General features: G+C 53.6%; 23 protein-coding genes, 1 tRNA gene and 3 pseudogenes. 15 read left to right on the top strand and 12 right to left on the bottom strand.

The annotated features are described in order from the left end of the window. Positions 1–6: 6 nt before the first annotated feature. A complete protein-coding gene (locus MRBBS_RS06635) occupies positions 7–2751 on the bottom strand; it encodes a GNAT family N-acetyltransferase (RefSeq protein ID WP_014870679.1) in 2745 nt (914 codons plus the stop codon). Between the two features lie 184 nt (positions 2752–2935). Between MRBBS_RS06635 and MRBBS_RS06630 the strand changes: the two genes are divergently transcribed. Further along, positions 2936–3862 (top strand): histone deacetylase family protein, encoded by a 927-nt coding sequence (locus tag MRBBS_RS06630; protein WP_014870677.1) that lies wholly within the window; start codon positions 2936–2938, stop codon positions 3860–3862. 16 nt (positions 3863–3878) lie between these two features. Here MRBBS_RS06630 and MRBBS_RS06625 read toward each other — a convergent pair whose 3' ends face one another. Next, positions 3879–4784: a flagellar protein MotY gene (locus tag MRBBS_RS06625; protein WP_227497596.1), complete on the bottom strand. Its 906-nt coding sequence runs from the start codon at positions 4782–4784 to the stop codon at positions 3879–3881. Positions 4785–5047: 263 nt separating this feature from the next. On the opposite strand from MRBBS_RS06625, the gene pyrC reads away from it, so the two are divergent. Then, entirely contained in the window at positions 5048–6079 is a 1032-nt protein-coding gene (gene pyrC / locus MRBBS_RS06620) for a dihydroorotase (RefSeq protein ID WP_014870675.1), read from the top strand. Between the two features lie 47 nt (positions 6080–6126). Then, positions 6127–6771, top strand: a complete 645-nt coding sequence (rnt, locus tag MRBBS_RS06615; RefSeq protein WP_014870674.1) for a ribonuclease T — start codon at positions 6127–6129, stop codon at positions 6769–6771. 80 nt (positions 6772–6851) lie between these two features. Here rnt and MRBBS_RS06610 read toward each other — a convergent pair whose 3' ends face one another. Next, a complete protein-coding gene (locus MRBBS_RS06610) occupies positions 6852–8837 on the bottom strand; it encodes an SDR family oxidoreductase (protein ID WP_014870673.1) in 1986 nt (661 codons plus the stop codon). Positions 8838–9011: 174 nt separating this feature from the next. Between MRBBS_RS06610 and MRBBS_RS06605 the strand changes: the two genes are divergently transcribed. After that, entirely contained in the window at positions 9012–9311 is a 300-nt protein-coding gene (locus MRBBS_RS06605; protein WP_014870672.1) for a hypothetical protein, read from the top strand. A 1-nt stretch (position 9312) separates the two neighbouring features. Beyond that, positions 9313–12237, top strand: coding sequence for an insulinase family protein (locus MRBBS_RS06600; protein ID WP_014870671.1), 2925 nt, complete (start codon positions 9313–9315; stop codon positions 12235–12237). A 29-nt stretch (positions 12238–12266) separates the two neighbouring features. Here MRBBS_RS06600 and MRBBS_RS06595 read toward each other — a convergent pair whose 3' ends face one another. Then, positions 12267–12908, bottom strand: coding sequence for a TIGR04282 family arsenosugar biosynthesis glycosyltransferase (locus tag MRBBS_RS06595; RefSeq protein WP_014870670.1), 642 nt, complete (start codon positions 12906–12908; stop codon positions 12267–12269). After that, positions 12895–13611, bottom strand: coding sequence for a TIGR04283 family arsenosugar biosynthesis glycosyltransferase (locus MRBBS_RS06590; protein WP_050996715.1), 717 nt, complete (start codon positions 13609–13611; stop codon positions 12895–12897). Before MRBBS_RS06590 ends, MRBBS_RS06595 begins: the two co-directional genes overlap by 14 nt. 98 nt (positions 13612–13709) lie before the next feature. Between MRBBS_RS06590 and MRBBS_RS06585 the strand changes: the two genes are divergently transcribed. From MRBBS_RS06585 to MRBBS_RS19625, 4 genes and pseudogenes are all read left to right on the top strand, one after another. Beyond that, positions 13710–13786 (top strand) — tRNA-Arg (locus MRBBS_RS06585). Positions 13787–13940: 154 nt separating this feature from the next. Further along, complete coding sequence (locus MRBBS_RS06580; protein ID WP_227497595.1) at positions 13941–14159, top strand: hypothetical protein; 219 nt, start codon at positions 13941–13943, stop codon at positions 14157–14159. A gap of 291 nt (positions 14160–14450) precedes the next feature. Further along, positions 14451–14948 (top strand): annotated as a pseudogene (locus MRBBS_RS18885) (transposase); the annotation flags it as partial. A gap of 79 nt (positions 14949–15027) precedes the next feature. Beyond that, a complete protein-coding gene (locus MRBBS_RS19625; protein ID WP_187290778.1) occupies positions 15028–15177 on the top strand; it encodes a hypothetical protein in 150 nt (49 codons plus the stop codon). Here the strand turns inward: MRBBS_RS19625 and prpF are convergent. The 3 genes and pseudogenes from prpF to MRBBS_RS06560 all read right to left on the bottom strand — a co-directional run. Then, positions 15174–15973 (bottom strand): annotated as a pseudogene (prpF, locus tag MRBBS_RS06570) (2-methylaconitate cis-trans isomerase PrpF); the annotation flags it as partial. The gene MRBBS_RS19625 and the pseudogene prpF overlap by 4 nt on opposite strands. Before the next feature lie 9 nt (positions 15974–15982). Beyond that, the gene (locus MRBBS_RS06565) at positions 15983–17194 is read right to left on the bottom strand and encodes an MFS transporter (protein WP_144012694.1); all 1212 of its coding nucleotides are present in this window, start codon (positions 17192–17194) and stop codon (positions 15983–15985) included. 181 nt (positions 17195–17375) lie between these two features. Further along, on the bottom strand, positions 17376–17915 hold the full coding sequence (locus MRBBS_RS06560) for a DinB family protein (protein WP_014870661.1): 540 nt from the start codon (positions 17913–17915) through the stop codon (positions 17376–17378). Between the two features lie 382 nt (positions 17916–18297). On the opposite strand from MRBBS_RS06560, the gene MRBBS_RS06555 reads away from it, so the two are divergent. From MRBBS_RS06555 to MRBBS_RS06530, 6 genes are all read left to right on the top strand, one after another. Then, a complete protein-coding gene (locus MRBBS_RS06555; RefSeq protein ID WP_014870660.1) occupies positions 18298–19260 on the top strand; it encodes a Bug family tripartite tricarboxylate transporter substrate binding protein in 963 nt (320 codons plus the stop codon). 24 nt (positions 19261–19284) lie between these two features. Then, positions 19285–20778 (top strand): tripartite tricarboxylate transporter permease, encoded by a 1494-nt coding sequence (locus tag MRBBS_RS06550; RefSeq protein ID WP_041635142.1) that lies wholly within the window; start codon positions 19285–19287, stop codon positions 20776–20778. After that, the gene (locus tag MRBBS_RS06545; protein WP_014870659.1) at positions 20775–21227 is read left to right on the top strand and encodes a tripartite tricarboxylate transporter TctB family protein; all 453 of its coding nucleotides are present in this window, start codon (positions 20775–20777) and stop codon (positions 21225–21227) included. The genes MRBBS_RS06550 and MRBBS_RS06545 overlap by 4 nt, the downstream gene beginning before the upstream one ends. 82 nt (positions 21228–21309) lie before the next feature. Continuing rightward, positions 21310–22170 (top strand): TauD/TfdA dioxygenase family protein, encoded by an 861-nt coding sequence (locus MRBBS_RS06540; protein ID WP_014870658.1) that lies wholly within the window; start codon positions 21310–21312, stop codon positions 22168–22170. Positions 22171–22231: 61 nt separating this feature from the next. Next, positions 22232–22999: an SDR family NAD(P)-dependent oxidoreductase gene (locus tag MRBBS_RS06535; protein ID WP_014870657.1), complete on the top strand. Its 768-nt coding sequence runs from the start codon at positions 22232–22234 to the stop codon at positions 22997–22999. Positions 23000–23064: 65 nt separating this feature from the next. Next, on the top strand, positions 23065–23598 hold the full coding sequence (locus MRBBS_RS06530; RefSeq protein WP_014870656.1) for a hypothetical protein: 534 nt from the start codon (positions 23065–23067) through the stop codon (positions 23596–23598). A 150-nt stretch (positions 23599–23748) separates the two neighbouring features. Here MRBBS_RS06530 and MRBBS_RS20405 read toward each other — a convergent pair. The 4 genes and pseudogenes from MRBBS_RS20405 to MRBBS_RS19920 all read right to left on the bottom strand — a co-directional run. Beyond that, positions 23749–23877 (bottom strand): annotated as a pseudogene (locus MRBBS_RS20405) (transposase domain-containing protein); the annotation flags it as partial. A 115-nt stretch (positions 23878–23992) separates the two neighbouring features. Then, the gene (locus MRBBS_RS19930) at positions 23993–24625 is read right to left on the bottom strand and encodes a tyrosine-type recombinase/integrase (protein WP_227497594.1); all 633 of its coding nucleotides are present in this window, start codon (positions 24623–24625) and stop codon (positions 23993–23995) included. A 72-nt stretch (positions 24626–24697) separates the two neighbouring features. Continuing rightward, on the bottom strand, positions 24698–24991 hold the full coding sequence (locus MRBBS_RS19925; protein ID WP_014870654.1) for a site-specific integrase: 294 nt from the start codon (positions 24989–24991) through the stop codon (positions 24698–24700). A gap of 290 nt (positions 24992–25281) precedes the next feature. Further along, entirely contained in the window at positions 25282–25569 is a 288-nt protein-coding gene (locus MRBBS_RS19920) for a tyrosine-type recombinase/integrase (RefSeq protein ID WP_264641558.1), read from the bottom strand. Positions 25570–25726: the final 157 nt, after the last annotated feature.

Raw genomic sequence — 25726 nt, 5'->3', positions numbered from 1 at the left:
GAAAGATCAATGGCCGCCCTTGTTTAATCGCTCCTTCTGCCAGTCTTTTTCAGGTTCGTTCAATACCAGGCTCAGGTCCATCACTTCCTCATTCTGATTGAACTTGATGTGAAAGCCCAGATACTCGGCCAGGTTCAGCATGGGCCGGTTGTCTGGCAGTACATCCCCCACCATTTCCGCGGTACCACGGGCACGGCAGTAGTCAATCATTTTCCCCATCAGCGTCTTGCCCAAACCTTCGCCCTTCATTTTGTCGTGTACCATCACCGCAAACTCGCAACGCAAGTTATCTGCGTCGGTCCAGGTGCGCACGGTACCCAGGGTTTCTTCGCCTTCGCCGTCTTCGCGGGCCGCATTGGCAATGAACACCATCTCGCGGTCGTAATCGATCTGCACCATCTGCGCCACGTCTTCGCGGGAAAAATGCTTGCGATACTGAAAGAACCGATAGCGAATAGACTCCGGTGACTGCAGTTCGTGAAACGCCCGATGGGCAGGCTCGTCTTCTGCAAGCACCGGCCGAATAATCACACGACGGCCGGATCTTGGCAGCACTATCCACTCCTCAAGCTCCCGCGGGTAAGGCTGAATGATCCGTTTGCCCGGCTCGTCAGACAGGTTGATTGCCACATTAACGGCCACCGCGCCTTCGTCGTTAAACAACAGCGGCGAAATTTCCAGCCCTTGAATCTCTGGAATGTCGATCACAATTTGCGACAGAGTCACCAGGGTTTCCGACACAGCGCGAATATCATGTTCCGGTTCCAGACTGTGCTCTTTTAGGAGCTTGTACATATAAGTGCGCCGTAAAAGCTCGCGCGCCAGCACCATATTCAACGGCGGAAATGCAATCTGTCGGTCGGTCATGACGTTGATCTGGGCGCCAGCAGCACCGCACACTACCAAGGGGCCGAACAGCGCATCACGGGTGATGCCGACGCTGAACTCAATCCCGCCCACATGCTGATAGGAGAACTGCACCGCAAAACCCAAAAAACCGCTTTCCGGAAAATGCTCGCCGTAGTCCTCCAACAAACTCTGACAGCCATCAATAATGGCTGCCTCGCTGTTAAGTTTGGGCATGGTGCAGTTGTAGCGTTTCTGATTGGGACTGTAGGACTGAAACGGATGGCAGGCCTGCTCGTGCACCAAGGTAATATCCATCGGCCGACGCTCTACCGAGAATGCCCCCAGCACCTCATCTACATCATCGCAAAATAGAGTGTCTATGGCGCGAATGTTATAATCACTCAGCACTCCGCGCGCTTCTTCATTAGTCAAATAATGACGCCCGGCACGCAACGCATTCACAATCACCCGGCGGGTTTTGCTGTGGTCTGACAAATGATCGGTAAACGATTCCGGGGTTTCTGTCAGCAGCCGCTGCACTCGCTGATGACGCACATGCTGCATGAACGCCATCACCGCTTTTTCCGGATTGAAGAACGACGGCACGCCGGCGCGATAGAATTCCTCACGGGATTCCATCACCGTGCTCTGGCCCAGCCAGCAGGTAAATACGTTAAGCCGTGTGCCCTTTATGGCCTGGATCACCGAGTTGGCAATCTCGCGGCTATCGCCGGCCAGGCTTGGCGCGTACATCACCAACACGTTCGCAAGCTCTGGTTCTTTCGACAGAATCTTCAGTACTTTTGCGTAAAGCTCCGGCGAGACGTTGTAACCCAGATCAATAGGGTTACGGCGCGTCCAATACGGTGGCAGCAGCTCTGCCAAAGCCTTAATGGCCGATTCAGATAAGGTCGCGAGTTCACCACCCAGATACGCCAAACGGTCTACTGCCAGCACGCCCGGCCCAACACCGTTGGCCATCATAACCAATGATTCACGGCGCAGAGGCTTCATGCGAGTCAGCGTTTCCAGAGCATCAAACATCTGCCCCAGGCCATCTACCCGCAGCACACCGGCGCGTTTGAGCATGGCATCGTAGATAGGATCGCTGTGTTTGATGCCAGCCGGCAGTTCGTGAACGAACCACTCCGATTCCGGCACCCGACCAGACTTCAAGGCAATAACCGGTTTTGTGCGCGACGCTATCCGCACCGATGACATAAAACGGCGCGGGTTAGGCACGCTCTCAAGGTGCAGTAAAATGGCGCGGGTGCGGGTATCTTGGGCCAGGTAATCGATAAGATCGTCATGGTCGATGTCCATGCCATCGCCCAGTGTCAAAAAATATGAGAAACCGACACCGCGGGCAAAAGCCCAATCCAGCACCGCACTGGCAATGGTGCCCGACTGACCAACAAAAGCCACCCGACCCGGAACGGCGCCCATGTGGGCGAAGGTGGCGTTCAACTTGCGTGCCGGCACCATTAGCCCAATGGTGTTGGGCCCTAGCACTCGGATTCCGCTTTCACGAGCGGCGTCGCGGACCGAATACATCAACGGCCGGCCGGTTTTGCTGTGGCTGCGCGACATACCACCGGTCATCACAATGGCGGTACGTGCACCGGCCTTGCCCAAGCGCCGGATCATTTTCGGTACGGTTTTCGGCGGCGTACAAATAATCGCCAATTCCGGCACAAACGGCATATCGGCAACACTTTTTGCGCAGGCCACGCCGTGCACGTTCTCGTAATCGCTCGGGTTCAGAACAAGCAGTTTGCCAGGGTAATCGCCACCCAACAGGTTGCGTAAAACCATACCGCCCAAGTTGTCAGCACGCTCAGAAGCACCCACAACCACAATAGACTCGGGATTAAAAAGGCTTTCCAGGTATCGAGTGCTCAAGCGCAGGTTCCTTATGGATCAGAGTCATCCTGATCAGTGTATCTTAGGCGCTGATAAATGGGTGCAAAACGTCTATTGGCGTAATTTTGACTACAATTAAGCTAAGACCAAAGAAAGACCGCAACCGATTTTTTCCTGATATCATCAAAAAAATACAATAACCCAGAGGGGCAGCCAACGTATTATGACAACGGCCTTTTTTTCCCACGACGACGGCAACAAACACAATATGGGCCCAGAGCACCCAGAACGCCCTGAGCGCATTGCCGCCATTCAGAGTTACCTGGCAGACACCGCACTCGCCCAGGATCTTGACTACGTTCGCCCGGATGAAATTACCCGCGATCAACTGCTGACTGTTCACCCCGAAAGCTATCTAAAGCAGCTCGACATGATGCAGCCAACCCGTGGCCGCGTGTTCACCGACCCAGACACCGCAATGACGCCCGATACCCTGCGCGCTGCGCGCCTGGCGGCCGGCGCCAACATTCAGGCGGTTGATATGGTGATGAGCAGCCAGGTCACCAATGCGTTCGTGTGCGCCCGCCCGCCTGGCCACCACGCCGAACGCAGCAAATCCATGGGTTTCTGTTTTTACAACAACGTGGCCCTGGCGGCCATGCGCGCACTGAGCTTTCACCGCCTTGAACGGGTCGCGATTATTGATTTTGACGTTCACCAAGGCAACGGCACCGTAGACATTGTCGGCGGTGATGAACGCATTCTTATGTGTTCAAGTTTCCAGCACCCGTTTTACCCGCACACTCATGTGCACCGCCAGGCTGAAAACATCATTAATATTCCGCTGCCGGCGGATTGCTCAGCACTGGATTATCGCCACGCCGTGGAAACTGGCTGGCTGAAACGTCTGCAGAACTTCAAGCCACAACTGGTATTGATTTCCGCAGGCTTTGACGCGCACAAGCTGGACCCGATGGGCGAATTCAATCTGGAAACAGAGGATTTTCGCTGGATAACCGAAATGCTGGCGAGCGTTGCCAAAGACCACGCCAATGACCGGATTGTTTCAACACTCGAAGGTGGGTATCACCTGAAGGCTCTTGCGGAAAGCGTGGCCACCCATCTGGAAGTGCTGCACGCGGTAAGGTGAATCCGCGCCGGCGCCATTAACCCGCGTCAGGCTCAGTGGTAACGCTGGCCTGCTGCCACTGCGTGCTATCGCCCTCTCGCTCCATGCGAATAACAACACGCCGGTTTTGCGCCGGGTTTCCTGACGCAGAAAATTGGTCACCGTGAGCGCGCACCGTAATTTTGCTTTCTGCGACACCCTGGCTTTTCAGATAACCCGCCACCGCCTCGGCGCGATCTTGCGCCAACTTCCGGTTATCAATCCGGCTTCCCGTTCTGTCGGTATGTCCGTCCACCAATACCGTCGTCACCGTTGAATCGGCCAGTGCATAGGCCACAACCTTATCCAGGCTGCGCCTGTCAGCGTCGCTCAATGCCACACTGGCCGAAGAAAACAAAATCTGTGAACCTTGCAACTGATCCAGATTGGCCGGCAACAGATTACCCGCACAGGCACGATAGCCTTGAAATGGCGAAGCAAAGTTGATGTTCGACACGTGCACCCGCACCAGTTGAGCATCGAACCAGGACTGCCGGGTGAGTGTCGGCGAAAGGCCATCCAGCAAACCATATGCAACCTGCATACTCTGGATAGCGCTTAGCACGACCGCACTGCTACCTTCCGGAACCGTCACCAAACCCAGCGGCCGCGGCGCAACGCCAGGCCTCCAGCTTGGCGCCTCAGCCACCAGCATCCCCCTGCCGGGGCGCATCAGCGGCGTGTCGGCTTCCAGCGAAAAAAGCAGGCTTTCACCCGCGCGGTGGCGGAAGGTTGCGCGACCATAGCCGGGCACCTCGTGTACCAGGGCACATTCAAAGACCGACTCCGACAAATACCACTGGCTGTTTTCGATGCCCGCGCCAAAACTGGTTGCCAGCGCAGGCGCGCTCAGTAAAGGGCAAACCATCAAGGCTACCGGCAAACAACGGGTCAAAAATTTCATTCGCAACGCCATTGATTACTACCTTTGGGGGTTTCATGGCCACACTGGGTGACCGTTCAACGCTCGGTTTCCTAAGGTATCGGCCAGTCGCTTTGCATCTTTAGGTCGCCACCCATTTTTATGACGCGGCCATTGCCATCAAGGTCCCTCAAGTAGAACAAACCGCGCAACCTTCTGTTATACTATTGTCAATTTTTCGGCGCCACAGCCTATCTTTCGCGCACTGTACACTACATCGGTTTTTTAATGAGTGGCTCGCAATCATGACCCAGACGCTGACGATTACCCGCCCCGACGACTGGCACCTGCACGTTCGTGACGGCGCTATATTGAATGACGTGGTACCGAAGACCGCTGCGGTATTCGGTCGCGCCATTATAATGCCCAATCTGGTGCCGCCGGTGACCACTGCCGACCAGGCGTTGGCCTATGCCGAGCGTATTCGCAGCGCGGCTGGTAACAGCCATTTCGAACCGTTGATGACCTTGTACCTGACCGAAACCACCACGCCAGAGTGCGTGCGACACGCCAAGGCGCAGGGCATAGTGGCCGCCAAACTATATCCGGCCGGAGCTACCACAAACTCGGATTCAGGCGTAACCGATGTAGCCAATATCTTTCCAGCTCTTGAGGCCATGGCCGATTGCGGCATGCTGCTGCTGGTACACGGCGAAGTGACCGATGCCGACATCGACATTTTTGATCGTGAAAGAGTATTTCTGGAGCGGGTTCTAACGCCTACACTGGCGGCGTTTCCCACCTTGAAAGTGGTTTTAGAGCACATCACCACCGCAGATTCCGCCGATTTCGTGCGTCAGCACCAAGGTGACAATCTGGCAGCCACCATCACCCCCCAGCATCTGATGTACAATCGTAACCACATGCTGGTTGGCGGTGTAAGGCCTCACTTGTATTGCCTACCCATTCTTAAGCGCAATCGGCATCAACAGGCGCTGCGAGAAACGGTGGCCAGCGGCGACAAACGATTTTTTCTGGGTACTGATTCCGCACCCCACGCCAAAGACCGCAAAGAAGCGGCTTGCGGTTGCGCCGGGTGCTATTCGGCGTTTGGTGCTATTAGCCTGTACGCACAAGTATTTGAGGAGTTGGGCGTGCTGGATAAATTTGAAGCGTTCGCCAGCTTCAACGGTGCCGATTTTTATGGCCTGCCGCGTAATACAGACACCATAACCCTAGTACGCGAGCCCTGGACCATGCCTGATGAACTGCCGCTTGCCGGTGGCAGCATAGTGCCATTGGCCGCCGGTGAAACCATTTACTGGCGCCTGGCGTAATCCTTTATTACATTACCTTTTCACATAGCGCTATCGTTGGAGTTTGAGTGATCGAAGAAAACAGCCAAATGCACCCCATGTCCCGTCGCTTTCGCGGATTTCTTCCTGTCGTCGTCGATGTTGAAACGGCCGGATTCAACCCCGCCAAAGACGCTTTGCTGGAAATAGCAGCGGTGATGGTCACCATGGACGAAAACGGCTTTCTGCACCGTGGTGAAACTTACCTGCAGCAGATAGACCCGTTTGAAGGCGCTAACTTCGAGCAATCATCGCTGGACTTTACTGGCATAGATCCGTGGGACCCAGAGCGTGAAGCTGTGCCAGAACGCGAAGGCCTGAGTGAGATATTCAGTCCGATACGCCAAGCGATGAAGGCCTTTGACTGCAAACGTGCGGTTCTTGTGGGGCACAACGCCACGTTCGATCACAACTTCGTGTTTGCCGCCAGCATGCGCGCAGACATCAAACGCAATCCATTTCATCCGTTTTCGACGTTTGATACCGCCACTCTGGCGGGCCTGGCTTATGGCCACACGGTGCTGGCTCAGGCTTGTAAACTGGCGCGCATCCCGTTTGATAGTAAAGAAGCACACTCGGCGGCCTATGACGCAGAAAAAACCGCTGACCTGTTCTGCAGTATTGTTAATCGCTGGCAGGAACTTGGGGGTTTCCCACCCCCGCCTTTCGAATAGTGTTATTACAGAATGACAAAAAAAGGCGGTGCCAATGCACCGCCTTTTTTATTACCAGTGAATTCACCCTACAGTGTTTGCTACCAGTGAATACCCCGCATAATGGCTGCAAATGCCACCTGATCGGTGGATGCACCCTTTTCAGCACTCACTTCTTTGCCTTTTTTAGGCATCGAATCCGGGAACATCTTGTAGCCAGTATTCATTAGAATTTCACTGGCCTTGGGTGCCACCGCGTTTAGTACCTGTGCAAACACGCCCATCCGCGTCGCAATGCGCTTGGGCCGGTAAACAATCGCATTCACCACCATGTCCGCTGCCTCTTCCGGACTCAGTGTGGGCACCGAATCGTAGATTTTAGTGGGCGCTATCATGGGCGTTTTCACCAACGGCATATTAATGGTGGTAAAACAAACGCGCCGGTCTGACCACTCCGCAGCGGCGCAACGGCTGAACGAATCCAGGGCCGATTTAGAAGCAACATAGGCCGAAAAGCGCGGCGAGTTGGTCAACACACCAATAGACGAAATATTGATGATATGGCCACGGCGACGTTCTAACATGGCCGGCGCAAAGCCCATGATCAAACGCAACGAACCAAAATAGTTCAGCTGCATGGTGCGTTCAAAATCGTGAAAACGGTCAAAAGACTTATCCAATGAGCGGCGTATGGAGCGGCCGGCATTGTTTATCAGCACATCCACCGCACCGTGGTTTTCGCTAACGGTTTGAATAAACCGGTCACAAGCGTCCATATCCGCAAAGTCACACTGATAAGCGTGCACATCGGCGCCTCGCGCGTTTAATTGCGCGCTCACTTGGTCCAGGGTTTCCTGGGTACGCGCTCCAATCACCAAAATCGCACCCGCGTCCGCCAGCTTTTCCGCTGTCGCCAGGCCAATACCGGAGGTGGCGCCGGTTACCACGCACACTTTACCTTCCACCGTGCCGCGCAGAGTGCGGTCTTTGAACAGATCGGGGTCCAGATTGCGTTCCCAGTAATCCCATATCACCGGTGCATAGTCTGGCAAGCGGGGCACTTCTATACCGGTGCCCTGCAACACGCGCTCGGTTTCACGCGCATCAAAGCGGGTGGGGTAATTGATAAAAGACAACACCGATGCAGGAATACCCAGATCATCCAGCAGAGCGCGACCCATTCGCTTAACCGGCGGCAAATTTTTCAAGCTCTGGCGAATAAACGGCGGCACAAATCCGAACATGCGCGAATCAATACGCATACCCATCTTGGGTGCGTGGCCCGCCTCACAGAATATATTGAGTATTTCACCAACCTTGTACGGGTCAGAATCCACGAGGTGGAAACACTTGCCGTCTTCGTTTGGCAGGTGGGCGATATGGTCCAACGCATCTGCCACAAAATTCACCGGTACAATATTCAGGCGGCCCCCTTCAATGCCTATGGTGGGCACCCACTGAGGCAGCGCGCCGCGGATCTTCTGAATCATCTTGAAGAAGTAATAAGGCCCGTCTACCTTGTCCATATCACCGGTAGCGGAGTCACCAATCACCAGACCGGGACGATAAATACGGAACGGCACTTTGCAATCGTCGCGCACCACCCGCTCAGACTCGTGTTTAGTGCGAAAGTAAGGGTGGTCCAGCTTACCGGCCTCGGCAAACATGTCTTCACGGAAGGTGCCTTTAAATAGACCTGCTACCGCGATGGACGACACGTGATGAAAAATCCCGGCCTCGAGCGCTTCGGCTGCGGCCACAGCAGCACGAGTGCCATCAATGTTGGCGGCTTGCTGTGACTCTTCACTGGCAGACATATCGTAAATGGCCGCCAAGTGAAAAAAGTGATCAATCTTTCCACTTAGCTGCTTCAATGTTTTTTTATCAAGGCCAAGGCTTGGGGCCGTCAAATCACCGACCACCGCCTTGATCTGTTTTTCATCAGCGCCCAGCTTCTCCCGCAAATCCGCCAGCTTTTGCACCGACTGCTCTCGTACAAGTACATGAACGATAGCACCGCGCGCCAGCAACTTGGCTATCAAAAACCGACCAATAAATCCGGTGCCGCCTGTTACAAAGTAATTCATGCAGTATCCGCCCTAATTGTTACGTTATTGTAAAAACAAGTTATAGCAGTGTTTGCGTATAAAGACCTAAAGCATTGAGGCTTTAGCAACTTATAGCCAACAATGCGATAATTAGGAACCTTCGACGCACACCCGCGTCTGTTATCCATCGTATCTGTTGTTTGGAATAACGTCATGTCCCAGAAAAACCCCAACGCCGAACGCTACATTGAGATCGCGCGCGCCTGCTTGAAAGCCATCAACGACACCGCCGCCAATGCTGGCGACCGGGAGCAAAAAATTCAGGCAGTTTACGAAGCCATAGACATCGCTTTTCAAGCCGAATTTAAAAGCCAGCGCCAAAATGTTGCGGTGATGGCAACAGTACTGGAACGCATTGCCTCTGGCGAGCTCAGCGCAGAAAAAACCGTCGACCTGGCGCGAAAAACGTTAGATCAACAACCACAGACCCACGGCAAAACAAGGATGCACTGAAATGATGCCTGCCCTGACGCGGCCAACACGCCGAAACCGATTCTGGCCAGCAGCCCTGACTTTCTTATGCCTGTTAGTCGCCAGTTCATTTAGCCTTGCCGCGCAGGAACTGACAAAAAGCCCCAACGACGCCAACCTGTATCGTTATTTACAATTGGATAACGGCCTGCGAGTGTTACTGGTGTCAGACAAAAGTGCAGACAAAGCCGCCGCATCCTTAAATGTAGCCGTTGGCAGCGGTGACGACCCCGCAGATCGCGAGGGCCTGTCTCACTTCCTGGAACACATGCTGTTTCTGGGCACCGAGAAATACCCTGAACCCGGCGAGTACCAACAGTTCATCGCCAGTCACGGCGGCAGCCACAACGCCTTTACTGCGTTCCAGGACACTAACTATTTCTTTGATGTACAGGCCGAATTTCTAGAGCCGGCTCTGGACCGTTTCGCCCAGCAATTCTCCGCGCCCCTGTTCACCGCCGAACTGGTCGATCGCGAACGCAACGCGGTGCACTCCGAATACAGCTCCAAACTCAAAGAAGACGGCCGCCGCTTTTTTTCAGTTCGCAAAGCGGTTACGCCTGCCGAGCACGCCTTTCACCAGTTTGCTGTGGGTAATCTGACCACACTGGAAAACAGCGAACAACGGCCGTTGCGTGAAGACCTGGTCGAATTTTGGCAGCAACATTACTCTGCCAACTTGATGAACCTTGCGGTTTACGGACCGCAATCGCTGGATCGTCTGGAACAACTGGTGCGCGGCCGCTTCGACGCTATTGAAGACCGCAAGCTGACGCAGAAGCGCCACAGCGCACCTTTGGTTGATCGTGAGCAACTACCCACAAAAGTGACCGTGGCGTCGCTGAAAGACATCCGCAACATGTCCCTGGTATTCCCTATTGCCTCACAGCAGGATCAATATCGCACCAAACCAGCCCGCTATGTGACCAACCTGTTGGGCCATGAGGGCCCAGGCAGCCTGTTTGACGTGCTGAAACGCGCGGGACTGGCCGAAAGCCTGTCGGCGGGCTTGGGAATGGACACCGGCGATGGTGCCACACTGGAAATCTCCATGGCCCTCACCAAACAAGGCCTGGAGCAGCAAGACACCATTTTTCCACTGGTGTTCGCTTACATCGATAAAGTGCGCGACAACGGCATCAGCGAGCAACGTTTTGAAGAAATGCGCAAGCTGGCCGACATTGATTTTCGTTTTAACGAAAAAAGCGATCCCGTACATCAAGTTATGCGCCTGGCCGGGCAACTGCAACATTATCCGGCAGCCGACATTTTGCGCGCGCCCTGGTTGCTAGAAAGCTATGCGCCCGGCCAGTACCGCGAGATTCTTGAGCAACTCACCCCAGATAACCTGCTGCTCTTTGTGCTGCAACCCGAACCCGATCTGGGCGAGGCTCGCGCTACGCAGTGGTATAACACCCAGTGGCAGCAGGAGCCCTTGAGTGCTCAACAATTGAACCAACCCGCCAACGCCGCCCTGGCCAGCCAGCTTGCGCTGCCGAAAGCTAACCCCTTCATACCGGAAAACCTTGCCATGCTCAGTGGCAACACCATGAACCAGCCTGAACAGCTGCTGAGTGCTGGTGCCAATGATGGTCTTAATAATGGTGGCGAAATTGAACTGTGGTACGCACGCGACACCCGTTTCGGCACCCCCAAAGCCAACGTATACCTGAGCCTGCGCACACCCTTGGCACAGGAGTCCGCCCGCAACGCGGTGCTGCTGCGACTGCTGACAGACGCCCTGAATACCAACCTGAACGCTTGGGCCTATTCCGCGCGCTTGGCCGGGCTGGACTTCAGCATTTACCCCCATCTACGTGGATTAACACTGAGGGTGGGTGGCTACAGCGACCAAACAAGCACGCTGCTACGCCAGATTCTGCAACAGGTAGCTAACCCGGAACTGACCCAACAACGCTTTGACATCGCGCGCCAAAACCTAGTGGACAGCCTAGTGAATCAATCCCGTAATCGCCCTAGCGAACAGATTGCTGACTACATTCAAACGGCACTTCTTGAGGGCGCCTGGCAGAACGAAGACAAGCTAAAAGCCGCTCAAGAAGTCACCTTGAATGACCTTCAAGCCTTTCAGCAACAGCTAATGACCGGCCTGGACCCTGTCATGCTGGTTCACGGCAACCTCAGCGCCGCGTCTGCGCTGAACATGGCCCAACAGGCACGGGCTCTGATCATGGCCGACAGCCAGTACACGAACGTAGAGCGCAGCCGCATACGCCAGATTCCCGCAGGCGAAACCCGCGTGAATATGAACATAAGCCACCCGGATACCGGCTATGCCCTGTACCTGCAAGGCCCGAATACCAGCTTGGCAGAGCGCGCGCAGTATCGCCTTCTCACTCAAATTATCCGTAGCCCGTTCTACGAGAACATTCGCACCCAGCGCCAACTGGGCTACATCGTTTACGCAACGTCATTCGAAATGCTGGAAACTCCGGCGCTCGCATTAATCGTGCAATCTCCAGACACCCGTCCGCAGGCCATTAATGCCGCTGTGGACGAGTTTATGGAAAGCTTCGCCAGCACCCTGGCAGGCCTTGGAAGCAAAGAGTTGGAACAGGAAAAGCAGGCAGTCATCAGCGGCATACTGGAACAAGAACGCCAACTAGGCGATATCTCCGGGCGCTTCTGGAGTGAAATTGACCGCGGCAATAGCAATTTTGACTCCCGCGAACAATTAGCAGCAGCGATTGAAAATGTCAGTCTGGCGCAATTGCAAAGCACCTTTCGAACCGCTCTGGAACAACGTGAGCGAGCGTTATTGGTCACCTCGAACGGCCAAAGCGCAGGTGTAGACTCAGAAGCAGACAAGACCGCGCCAGCCAGTCGCGGCAACGCAGACGAGCAAATGCAGAAACTCAGAGCCCAGCCACCGGTCGCGGCGCGCTAAAAACTCTTTGTCTAAGACTGGCAGCGGTTTCAGCGCGATGTTGCTCGCTGAAACCGCTGCCAGTCTTCAGCCTCATCCACATCCCAGCGCATGGGCAACAATCCAACGCTTAGCCCCGCACTTTCCAGTTTCTCACGGGTTTGCCGCAGAACATGCTCGCTACCCCAGTGAATGCCATCCAACATGCCAGACACCACCTTGCGTGCGCCAATCAACACATAGCCGCCGTCTTCCGATGGCCCTAACACCACATCAACGTGAATCAGCTTCTCAGCAGCCAGCAAAACATGAGCTGCATCCACCGACGGGCAATCACTGCCTACAATGATGGCGTATTTGTGGCTACGTAGAGCACCACACAAAGCCGCGGCCATGCGATCACCCAGGTTTCCATCGCTCTGAAAACGCTGCTGTACACCTTGCCCTTGCAACTTTTTCATCACGTCAGCGGCTTCTGCAGGGGGCGTACGATGACAGTCCCACCAAAACTGCAGCGGTAAAGCCGTCGCCAGCAAATTATCCAGCACCGCCTGAGTTAACTCGCAATGCGCCGCCAGAGCCCCCTGCTCGCCAAGTGCGGGTATTAAACGCGTTTTTACCTTGCCGGCCTCAGGCCATTTGGCAAACTGCATGACCAGCGTTTGGTCAGAGTTGTTTTCATTGTTGGGCATTACGAACATCCGATGGGTAGGCTTGGGCCAAAGACTCGGCAGACTCACCGCGCCAATAGCGCCAGCGCAGCTGCCACATCAGCACAATCGTTGCCCAGGCGCCTCGTTGTTGCCAGCGCCGGCTGTCTGTCGTTACCGGGCTTGCTATACAGAAAGGGCGCGACACATCACGCAAACGCCGCGACAACTCAACATCTTCCATTAACGGTTGAGGTGCAAAGCCCCCCAAGACGTCAAAGGTATCGCGGCGTACAAACATCGCCTGATCGCCGGTACAAATACCGGTCAACCGCGAACGCTTATTCATAAACCAGGAAATCACACGAAACAACGGCCGCGAGCCACTTAAGCGAACGTCAAATCGACCCCACACGTTCAGCGTTGGCACAAATGCCTGCAATTGCTGCACGGCATCCGCAGGCAACTGCGTATCGGCGTGCAGAAACAAAAGCACGTCACCATGGGCAACCGCCGCACCGGCATTCATCTGTGCCGACCGCCTTAACTCCGCACTCACCAGCTGATCACATAAAAGCCGGGCCAAGTCTTGCGTGCCATCGGTGCTGCCGCCATCCGCCACAATCACCTCGTGGCCTGCCGCCCGCAGCGGCTGAAGCGACTGCAACAAAGCACCAATCACAACGACCTCATTCCACACCGGCACAACGACACTCAGCCTTACATTCGTTTTCAAATCCGTCATCACAGTATTGGTTACACCGCTTCCAATAATAAACAACCCGCGCAAAGCCTTGAGCCACGCGCCTCAGCCCGTTATCATACCGCCCTTCTTGGCATTATGCCTTCGTAGCTCATCTGGATAGAGCGTCCCCCTCCTAAGGGGAAGGTAGCAGGTTCGAGTCCTGCCGAGGGCACCATTCTAGTATATAAATCAAAATGACAGCCTTCATGACTATGGTGACAGCACCATTGGCGAAGACTCCAGCGCACACGTAACTCCTCCACGCTCACGGCTGATTGATCAGCTCGGCGCGATAAAAACTAACGTGTGGCTCTAAGGCCCAGGAGCAAATGATGGATTTCATGACTCAAGTACAAAAGCTCGCCTGCGCCCTCACCCGCGAATTTGGCAGTGAAGAAATGCACTTCAATGTTCAGATGCGCCGTGGGGACGATTGGATTACTCTGGATATGTATCGAAACTCAGAAGAGCCGCACAGGCTGCATACGACACTCGATCTTCAAACCGGCGCTCATATCCTGCTCGACCCAGCAACGACCATTCACTGAACAATCAGATTGTCCATTCTCGAACATCACGCACCCGCTACCGTCGGGAATGGACTTTCAAAAGACGCCAAAATTTCGATTTTACCCTGACCCAAAACCAATATCGCTCCAAGTCATTAATAAAAGCATTCCCACTGCACTCAACTCAGGGCTCAGCACTCGCAAAAATTCGTGTCATTATTCGACACACTTACTTAAATATCGAAGGGTCCGCTAGTTTGGTAATCCCCCCTAGAAACCAAGGTGATCAGAAGTAAAATTTTCCGTAAGCTAAACGCAGGGAGATTCTGCATGAAGACATCACGTTTTCTGACAGCCAGATCATGGCGATCTTGAAGCAAGCCGAGAGCGGAGTGCCCGTTCCGGAGTTATGCCGCGAGCACAGCATGAGCAGTGCCAGTTTTTATAAGTGGCGAGCCAAATTCGGCGGCATGGATACCTCCATGATTAAACGCATGAAAGAGCTTGAAGATGAGAACCAGCGGCTGAAGAAGATGTATGCCGAAGAACGGCTCAAAGCTGAGTTGCGCAAGGAAGCTTATAGCGCGCCAATTAATTTGGCCAGTGCGGACAAGATAGTTGACGCTGCATAGAAGCTCTTGAGGGAAAGTGGTAAAGCCATCTCTCCGCCGCGAGATGGCGCAAAAAGCCGTTATCACTTCTCGTTGTAGCATTCGCCAAGCCTGCGAGGCCTTTAGTGTCAGTGAGTCCTGCTATCGTTACCGGGCTAAGCTCAGCAGTGAAAATGCCGAGATCGCGGATCTATTGGTGCGATTAACCCATAACCAGCGAAACTGTGTCACCGCCACAGTAATACTGACCCACTAGGAGGTGCGGACTAAATCTTGGACTACATCGGAGGTAGTTCATGTATTCGTATGAAGATCGCGTAAGGGCAGTGATGCTCTACATCCAGTACAACAAGAGTGAAGCTGCTGATCTTGGCCGACTAGGGCTGGAAGCCCTGGGGCCCCTGTTACGTCGAATAATAGGCAGATTCGACGCCCGTACTTCTTAATAAGACTCCCGTGGCACTCTCACCCAACCTTCCATCAGCACCCGAGCGCTGCGACTCATGATAGCCTTCTCCACTACCCAGTAGCCATTGATCTCGCGGGCCTCGGCACCGACGCGCAGCGTGCCAGACAGATGACCAAAGTGCACCGAAGTGCGGTTGCCACCGCCTGTTGCCAAGTTCACTAACGTTCCCGGGATAGCGGCGGCCCCAATGGGGCGACTGCGAACGTTCCAGGCATCGCATGATGGAGCTTTCCCATAGATAGTCCACGAACGAGTATGTCCACATTATTAGCACACACTTGCTTACCGCTCGCTGCCATATAGTCCGAGGGCTTGGCAACATATGCGATTTTAGGAGTGTGCTGCCGGTTTTCAGCATCCGCCACACTTTCTACCAACCCCATTCGCACCGCACCATGGCTGCGAATGGACTCAAACATCGCCAGGGCTCTTGGATCGTTATTTATGGTGTCCTGCAACTCAGTGCCGGTATAGCCGATATCTTCTGCATTCACAAAAATTGTTGGAATGCCTGCGTTGATCAGAGTCGCCCGGATTGGGCCAAATTCTGGTATGTCCAACTCGTCTACGAGATTTCCTGTGGGGAAAATAGCGCCCTCTCCGCCATCTGCCGGGTACATGAACTCCAACGGTACTTCTGCCGCAGGAAAGGCAACCCCATCTAGTTCGAAGTCACCAGTTTCCTGAACTTCCCCTCCGCTCATGGGGACTCGTGCGATGATGGTTTTGCCGATATTGGCTTGCCAGATGCGCACGGTCACAAAGCCGTCCTGTAGCAGGTACTAACTGCTTTCCAGGCGCTGCAAAAACCGGAACAACAGATACCCGGCTATCGCGACCAGCACTCCAGCCGTGAAAAAAGAAGCCCCAAAACCCGCCAGCTCAAGCATTATCCCAAACAGCAGCGGCGCCAGAAAGTTGATACCCCGATTAGCCATCATCCTCATACCCAAGGCACCTGAACGCTGCTCGTCCGTGACACTCTCGGCCAAAATGACAATAGACAGGGGCTGTAAAACCCCGCACCCAACTCCCACAAATACCGAAAAGAGGCCAATCATCAGTACGTGCTCGCTGAATCCCAGGAGCACCAGCCCCGTCGACAAAGCCGCCAGTGACACAAGCATGGCTATCTGCCGGCCACCCACGGCCGCAATCACCCGAGCAATAAAAGGTCGGATCAACATCGAAGCGACAGCTCTTAGACTGACCAGAACCCCTATGGTCGATGCAGCCACGTCCAAATCTTCGAGGTACGCTGGCAGGTAACTGCCGTGAACACTCAAGGCAAATATTGAGGTAATTGTTACCGCCACAGAGATCTGCGCACCCGAACTGCTTTTCAGCAGGCGTGACTGAGCACGGAAGCCAGTTTTCCTGAGGTCCACACGCATGCCTCGCCGGGCCTTTCCAGTCAGTCTGGAGGCGAAAAAGACACAAATCAGCGCCACGCCCGCCATGCTGAAAAACGCTGGCCGCGTGGTTTCACCGAAATCAATCAAGGCACCGGCAATGAGAGGGCCAACCACTTGTCCGCCTGAGAGCCACGTAGTATACCAGCCGAAGTAGCGTTCCAGCACTGGCCCCGTTCCAAGGCTCGAAATCACCGATTGGCCGGCCAAAACCATCTGCAACTGCCCCAAACCTATTAACAGCTGGCCCGCCAGCAAACCCCCATAGCCACGAAAAGCAACGATGAGCAGTAAACCTGCCATCATCATTACGGCACCAGCGATCATGAGACTGCGACCACCATAGCGGGTCACCATTCCCCCCAGAGGTATCGCCAACAGCAGCGGCAAAAGGTAGGGCGCACTGAAAACAACGCCTAGCATTAGGGGTGACGCGCCCAGTTTCAGAGCGTATACCGGAACTGCAACCAACAGCATCGAATGCACGACCAACGCGCAGGTAAGCGCAATGCAAACGACACGGAAGTTCCGCTCCGACTCGGAGAGAGGAACCGGGCTTAAGGGCTCTATATCACGCTGCATCAATGAGCTACGGGTTTTGTAGGTGCGTTTTTGGATCGGTTCCTTTTTCAGGCTACAAGCTCCAGGCAACTTTGGATAAATTCAAAAAAGCTCTCGCGACACTATTATGTTGCTCCTCTGTAGAGAACTGAGTTTGATATTACAAGCTTTTCCATTACATCGTTAATGAGAAAAAAGCAGATCAGATATGACCGGCTGGCACAAAGGGAAGTACACCGGTCCCTTCCACATGCAGTCCTTCCTGTGAAAGCAAAGTGGTTACTTGTCCACGATGGTGGATCTGATGATTGAAGAGGTGTAACGCGAGATGTCCAAAGGGTTTGCGGAATTCCTTTCCCTGCATATTTTGGTATTGCAGGGAGTGTTCCATATCAGCTTCCTGCAACTGGTCAGCCCAGTTTATGATAATTTCGTCCAAATGCTGTCTCTGTCCATAAAGGCCTTTAAACGTAGCTGCCATCCTTGTGTTGTACCAATCAGGCCAGGGGATTTCACCGAGCGATTCCAAAGCCTTCATGCCGGCCGGATGCGCCCTGAAGCGTTTGAGCCAGCAGATGTCGGTCACAACCATATGGTTGAGTGTGGCTATGATGGAGCCAAAAAAAGACCCTTTGTCTGCTTCCACCGTTGCCTCCGGCAGTTGCCGGGCTAAAGCGTAGACCTTTTCGTTCATCGCCTTGTTATAGCGAGCCAGAGCTCGGAGGTGGTCGAGTATAATCACGGCAATCGCTCCTGCTGTATGTATGACTTTGTGGGTTTCCCCATGAGTTTATAGCCGGAAGTTACTCTCCGGACCATTCATGCTGCTGACCATGACGACTTTTAGTCTCATCCTCTGCGTTATCAATTTTGCTACTGAGTCAATTGCACCAAATTGATCTTTTTATTTACAGCAGCACTTAACCGATTCGCTGAGTGTTGACTAATCTTATCTCGTTCCGTATAACGGAATATCATTCCAACAAAAATAAGTATAGCGCACAGCATTGCGTAACACCTAGCGAGTGCCGGCTGAAAGAAATGTGATCCTCAAGAATCCGGGGTGCGACTCCACAGGATCTTTACGAAAATAATAATCAACAAAAATAGAGGTAGATACAGTTATGAAACTCAAATCAATCCTTTCGACTGCCGTCATTTCGGCAGCCCTGAGTGTCGGTGCAGTGGCACAGGACTTCCCTGATGGAACCATTAACTTCGTGGTTCCTTATGGACCAGGCGGTGGTTTCGATACGGCGGCAAGGGCGCTTGCCCCCTACATGGAAGAGTCGCTGGGGCCCAATACCACTATCGTTATTCAAAACGTCGCAGGCGCCGGTGGTCGGCGGGGTGCGACCCAGGTTGCTCGGTCAGCACCTGATGGCTATACCGTCGGTATTTTCAATCTGCCCGGATTCGTATTGCCAGAGATGCTCGGTGAGTCAGTGGAATATGACTTGACTACGCTGAGCTGGATAGGGCGCCTGGAAAATCAGGACTACGTGCTGCTGTCACGCGGTTCGTCAGACATCAAAACACTCGATGACCTATTAGTTCAGGATGATATTGTTGTTACATCGCATGGATTCGGTTCGACTGGCTTAGCCGCCAATCAGATCATGTTTTCTGTGTTAGGGCTGGAATCTGTAAACCCTATTTATGTAGGGGGTTACAGTGGTACGACCGCTGCCATAGTCGGTGCGATACGCGGTGACGGCGATATTACCGTCTCTGTCATTTCGACGGCTCTGAGCTATGTCGATTCTGGTGATTTGACGCCGCTGGCAGTATCCGGTACGGCGCGTGTCTGGGACACAGTACCCACTTTCGAAGAGGCCGGTTATCCAGAACTCACGCCTATCAACCTTCAACGATCCATTGCCGGACCTCCGGGCATTCCGCAGGACCGTCTGCAAATCCTGCGCGATGCCTTCATGGCTGCCACCAGCAATCCGGCCTTCCTGAAGGCCGCCGAGTCCATGGGCATGCAGATCAACGTGCTTGACGGTGACGCAGCGGGCGCAGAGGTTAATTCCAGCTTTGGTCTGTTCAACCGGTTCCGTGACAGCCTCGGGAACCCCAATTGAGAAAGATAGAAGGCAACAATTAGCATGCTGGAATCTCTCAATTTAGCCGTTAATTTCTTTTTGGCAGACTGGATGACCATCGTCTACCTGATGCTCGGTGTTCTGATCGGTGTTCTATTTGGCGTTATCCCCGGATTGGGTGGCACTACTGCGGTCGCCCTGCTGTTGCCACTGACTTTCGGTATGCAGCCGGAACAGGCGATTACCCTGATGGGGGGAATTCTTGGTTCAAGTGCCATTGGCGGCTCGGTGGCCGCCATTCTACTCAATGCGCCCGGGACGGCGCCCAACGCTGCCACCTGTTTCGATGGTTACCCGATGACCCGCCAGGGCAAAGCCGGCATCGCCATTGGCGCGGCGATGGCCGCATCTTCCATTGGCGGTCTGATCGGGGTCGCAATCCTGATCGTCGTATTGCCCATTACCAAAAGCATTGTCCTGATGTTCGGACCGCCAGCGTTTTTCATGCTTGCGGTGCTGGGCCTGACGTCATTGACCGTTGCCAGCGGCAACCTTCTCCGCGGGTTGCTGGCTGCCTGCATTGGGTTGATGATTGGCTTTGTCGGTTATGATGACTTTGGCGGCACACAACGTTATACCTTTGATTCCAATTTCCTTTGGGATGGCATTTCGTTGGTGCCCACCCTGATTGGTCTGTTCGCCATTGCCGAGATGATAAAGCTGTACGTCGAAGGGGGCGCGATAGCTAAGGATACTGATCCCACCAAGATCAAACTGGCAGGTACATCGCTTGGTATAAAGTCGGTATTTTCCAATATGCCTACAGTTTTCAGCGGTTCTATTATTGGTTCCATAGTGGGCATGGTGCCAGGCGTAGGTGGCACGGTTGCCTCCTTTCTTGCCTATTCTTTTGCGTCGCAGTTCACCCGCAAAAACAATCATTTCGGCAGCGGCGATGTGCGTGGTGTGATCGCTCCTGAGGCTGCCAATAATGCCAAGGATGGGGGATCGTTGATCCCAACCTTGGCGTTCGGCATCCCCGGCAGCGCTGAAATGGCGCTGTTCCTCGGTGTGCTGATAATGCATGGCATGACCCCGGGACCCATGCTCCTGATCGAACGTGAGTGGAGCATTATGGTCCTCATCATCGCGCTGGCTTTGGCAACTTTAATGGCTAGCTTAGTCGTGCTGGCATCTGCAAAGCTGCTGGTAATGATTTCCTTTCTGAACTCCGCAATTATTATTCCAGCCGTGTTGGCGATTTCCCTGGTTGGTGCCTATGCGCTGAATGCCCACATGGGTGACGTGGTCGTCGCAGTGATATTCGGGTTTATCGGTTACATGATGATCAAGTTTGAATTTCCACGCATTACGCTGGTTATTGCGTTGGTGCTGGGAAGCATGATGGAACGTAGCTTCCTGCAGTCTATAACCATTTTCCGTGGAGACTGGACAGGGTTTTTCCGGGATACCACTTCGCTGATTATTTTCTGCTTAGTTGTGCTGGCACTGGCCTTTCCGACAGTGCACAAGATTCGAGGAATGCTCGCTAAATGAAAACAATTAGATTGCCATTCAGCGCAGGCATCATACCGGCGCTGCTTTTGCTGGGGTTAGCCGTTGGTGGCTGGTTGATCGCCCTGGAGTGGGAACGGAGCAGCGGCATGTTTCCACGCTTTCTGGGCGTGATCTTTATCGGACTGGCGGCACTGGAACTCGGTATACATGTATTCAAATCGGTATTTGGAAAAGCCGAAACGGTAGTCGATCTAGAAGAACTCCGGAAACAACTCTGGGGGTTCGGCTGGCTGAGTCTATTGTTGCTAATGATTTATCTGCTGGGCTTCATGGTCACAGTCGTCCTGTATGTATTCCTTTTCCTGAGGTTTCACGGTCGCTTCAGTTATCTTCTTAGCACTGCTATTGCAGTGGGCTCCGTCGCTTTTGTCTATCTGATTTTTCGCCGACTTCTCGAGTATTCCCTGTTTCCTGGAATTCTTTGGTGATGGATCGCTGTTGAGTCTTGGAATTTGCGGTAATCCTCTGTCAGGTGAGGCACCACTCAGGCTTTGAATATAGGAGAAAACCATGAACATAGAGACTGAGACGGTCAATCTGCATATTGCCATTCTTTCTGAGGCCATGGGTGCCGTTATCCATGGCGTCGACCTCGCTAAAGGCATCTCTGATGCTGAGCTAGATACCATTAAGACGCACTGGTATGAGCGCTGTATTGTGCTTTTCCGTGGCCAGTCCCTGACCGAAGAACAGCAAATCGTTTTTGGCGAAAAGTTCGGAGAGCTGGCTCATACGCTGAAGAAGTTCGAGATCACGAAAAATCCGGCAATCATGTACGTCACAAACGAAAAAAAGGATGGCCATTACCAGGGCGCACTGCCCGATGGTGAAATGTATTTTCACATGGACATGTGTTATCTCGAACGACCTTCGATGGCCAGCATCCTGTATGCCATCAACATACCAAAGAGCGGTGGGGATACCCTGTTTGCCAACATGTACACGGCATACGAAGACCTTGGTGAAGAGACCAAAAGCTTCATTGAGCAGCGGATGGCAATCAACAGCTATGACCCCGGCAAGAGTGATTACGCTTCCACTCGCTCAATCTCAGACTACCGATCAGAAACTGAGCTCTCCTACCCGCAGCCCATGGTCTATCGTCATCCGGTAACCGGTCGTAAAGCACTCTATGTCAATCGGGTGATGACCCGCCAGGTTGTAAACATGGGTGAAGCGGAAAGCACAGCTCTGCTGCAAAAGCTTTTTGCGCACCAAGAACAGGAAAAGTACATCTATCGCCACAAGTGGCAGCCCGGAGATGTGCTGATGTGGGACAATCGCTGCACGTTGCATGCCCGCGAAGAATTTGATGCGAGAGAACTGAGAAAGTTGCGCCGCGTCACGATTAAAGGGGAACGATTGTACTGATGGAGGGACTGTTGAACCGGATAAAGGGCAACATTTTATATTTAATGTGGAGAGTCAAGCAATGAGCAATGAGCTTGAAGGTAAGGTGGTCATTGTAACCGGCGGCGGACATGGTATTGGTAGGTTTTATTGCCGTCACTTGGCAGAGCATGGTGCCGCGGTGGTGGTTGCAGAGTTGGACGGCGCTGCCGGCGAAGCGGTGGCAAAAGAATTACAGGATGAGGGATACAAATCGCTAGCCGTGCGCACTGACGTAACCAGCGAAGCCGATGTAAACAACATGGTAGAAGCGACGATTAATGAATTTGGCACCGTTCATATTGTGGTCAATAACGCCGCCATGTTTGCCACTGTTCCCATGTCGCGGGCACCCTTTGATGAACTATCGGTATCTGAGTGGGACAAGATGATGTCAGTAAACCTGAAAGGGACCTGGCTAGTGTGCAAGGCCGTAGCCTCTGAGATGCGCAAAAATCGATATGGCAAGATTATTACGATCAGCTCAGGAACTGCCCTGAAGGGCTCCAATGGCCGGATCCACTACGTTGCCTCTAAAGCTGGCATTCTGGGTTTCACAAAGACCTTGGCCAACGAACTGGGGAAATACAATGTATGCGTTAACTGTATTGCCCCGGGAAACACGCTGAGTGAAGAAAATCCCGATGAGTCCATTGTTAAAATGCGCGAGGCTGCCGCCAAGACGCGAGCCTTGAAACGAGTGCAGAAACCCGAGGATATGTTGGGTGCTGTGTTGTTTCTAAGTTCCCCTGCCAGCGATTTCATTACCGGGCAGACACTGGTAGTCGATGGCGGCTCGGCAATGCATTAATCAGCTATGTACTGACAGAAGCATATTTTGGGATAACAGATTCAATCTTCCTGGAAGTCAATAAGATGAATAAACAGGCAAAAGACCCTGCCCAACAACACTACATCGCGGCTGTACATGACCTGTGGCAGCCAGACAGCGCCACAGACCCGGACACAGCGAATCGCGTGCGCCAGCTCATGAGCGAGTGGCTTCATTCCACAACACCCGACACCGCTTGGGTGCGTACCCTGAAAGCCGAAAAATCGTCCGGCTTCTCACTCTACACAGATTCGGACCACGGATTCATTCAGATGAATCACTATCACGCCGGGTTTCGCACCAATACGCCCCATGACCACGGGCCGTATTGGGTTGTCTATGGGGTATACGAAGGTGAAGTGGAAATTCTGGTTTATATCCACAATGCCGCCAGCAATACCGTGCGGTTAGATCGTATTGATCGGCTAAAAGGCGGTGATGCCGTGGCGTACTTGCCCGGCGAAATTCACTCGACACGGGTCCCCACGCCAGAGCCCGCTCTTGTGCTACGTTTTTTAAGCACAGATTTAAGCCAGGTGCCGCGCCAACGGTTTACGCCCGAACAGATTGTGGCATAGGGGCTAGGCATGCAAGGAAGGCGTCCAGGATGTATCTGGATACCTTTCAGCAAAGCGGCTGAGCGGACAGGAGTTTGTCAAAGACACTAAATCGATGGTAAGCGCCGCTAAATCGACCCACTTGCTTTCAGTCGATCTGCGGCATTTTTTTTAAGCCCGCTCCAAGTCGACATTCCTCGGTAGCAAGGCTTCCAGCTTTTCCAACGTGTCTGTTTCAGCAATGCACTCCAGTACATACTAGATATAAGCGGAGGGTTCCAGGCCGTTGGCCTTAGCCGTTTATGTCGAACCCAGAAATATGCAGAACTAGCTTTGTCGTTTGCGTAAATAAGCCGACACCACACCATTTTGGGTCATTCACTAACGGTGCCGATTCGGCATAGTTTGCGATCAGCTACAAGTTATTCAGGAACGCCAGCAGTTCATCTCCGGGCTGATAGCACTTTACTCCGGCATGCCCTAATGGATCTATTTTTGCCAGCGCAGCTTCCTTCAGAGCCATATGAGCATGAAGGTAAACCTGGGTGGTCTCAACCGACTCATGCCCCAGCCACAATGCTATAACTGAACAGTCTACCCCCGCTTGAAGCAGCTCCATTGCCGCGCTGTGCCTCAGAACATGCGGGGTGATCCGCTTCTGTTTTAGTGAAGGGCAATGCTGCCGCGTGATATCCGCATATTTTGCAACAAGGTACTGGACCGCGTCGGCGCTCCGTCGCCGGCCTTGTCTTGTCGAGAACAATGCCGTGCTGTCACACTTGGCCGGTTCCTTTAACCATTCCTGAACTGCCCTCGAGACAGTGCGTGTAAAAGGTGTGCAACGCTCATTCCGGCCGTTACCCAGACAATGAACGTGGGCACCGCTGCCCAGCACAACCGAAGCGCGGTCAAGACCTGTGAGTTCGGAGAGTCGCAAACCTGTCTGTACAGCAAGCAGCAGTAACATGTGATCCCGACGACCGATCCACGTTGATTGATCCGGTGCCGCCAGTAGCGCCTCAATTTCTGGTCTCGCCAGAAAATACACTATCCTACTGTCCTGACGCTTACCGGGCACTGCCAGTACTCGCTGGATTTGTGCACTGTGTTCGGGTTCTTCTTAGGACACAAAACGGAAGAAAGATCGAATGGCAGTCAGCCTCAGGTTTCGGGCCCGGGCGCTAATCGAACGATTGACTTCCAGATCCTCGAGAAATGCACTGACAAACGCTGCATCGATATCGTCCCAGTTGAGAGATGACGGCGGCTTGCCCAATTGTTTTTGGGTAAACACCAGCAGCAGCCGGAAGGTGTCGCGATAGGACGCTATGGTGTTCGCACTGACGTGTGGCTGACGCATAAGCCGATCGGTAAAGAAGCGTTCCAGCAGAGCCGGCAGAGTGGGAGTGTTCATGGCAATGCCTCCCAGTGTTTCTCAAGTCGGCGCGTGGCGTGTTCCATGAGCTTGGGGCAAGCTGACAGATACCAATAGGTGTCACGAACGCACGTATGACCGAGATACGTCGACAGCACAGGCACCAGGTTGTCCACATCCTTCCCGGCCCGGTACCCGTCGAGCAACGTGGCCACCGCAAATCGATGACGAAAGCCGTGCAGCCTCGGACCTGCGTGAGCGGTCGCAGCCCGGAGTCCGGTCTGGCGCGACAGAGCCCAGAAAACCCAATAGACATAATGCGGTAGCAACTAACCACAACGCTCCGCAACGAGAAAATACGAGCTGTGGGGAGTGGCGAGGTGCACATCCCGTCGAGGCGCATAATCCAATAGAACCTGTCGGGTACTCGGATGTATTGTCACCAAGCGTGATTTTCCGAATTTGGCCCCCCGAATCGTGAGGATACCCTCTTCAATGTCGACATCATCACGCCTCAGCGCCAGTGACTCGCCAATTCGTAGGCCCGTGACCGCCAAGAGCCCAAACAAACAGTGGTATGTCCACCGTCGAAGCGCTTGCTCGGGGGGCAGCGCCAATGCAGCTGTCAGCAGTGTTTGTATTTCCGTATCTGAGCAGAGGTAGGGCCCAACTGGCGTGTCTCCCGGGCGATTGTGTTGCCCTTTCAAGCGCCAACTTAGTCGTAATGAAAGTAGTCTTGCGCCGTTCCATAAACAGGGTGAAGCTCGTCAGGGT

The organism is Marinobacter sp. BSs20148 (assembly GCF_000283275.1).
GTDB lineage: Bacteria > Pseudomonadota > Gammaproteobacteria > Pseudomonadales > Oleiphilaceae > Marinobacter > Marinobacter psychrophilus.
Note: the sequence above shows the minus strand (reverse complement) of the source record. Positions and strands in the feature narration are given on the sequence as shown.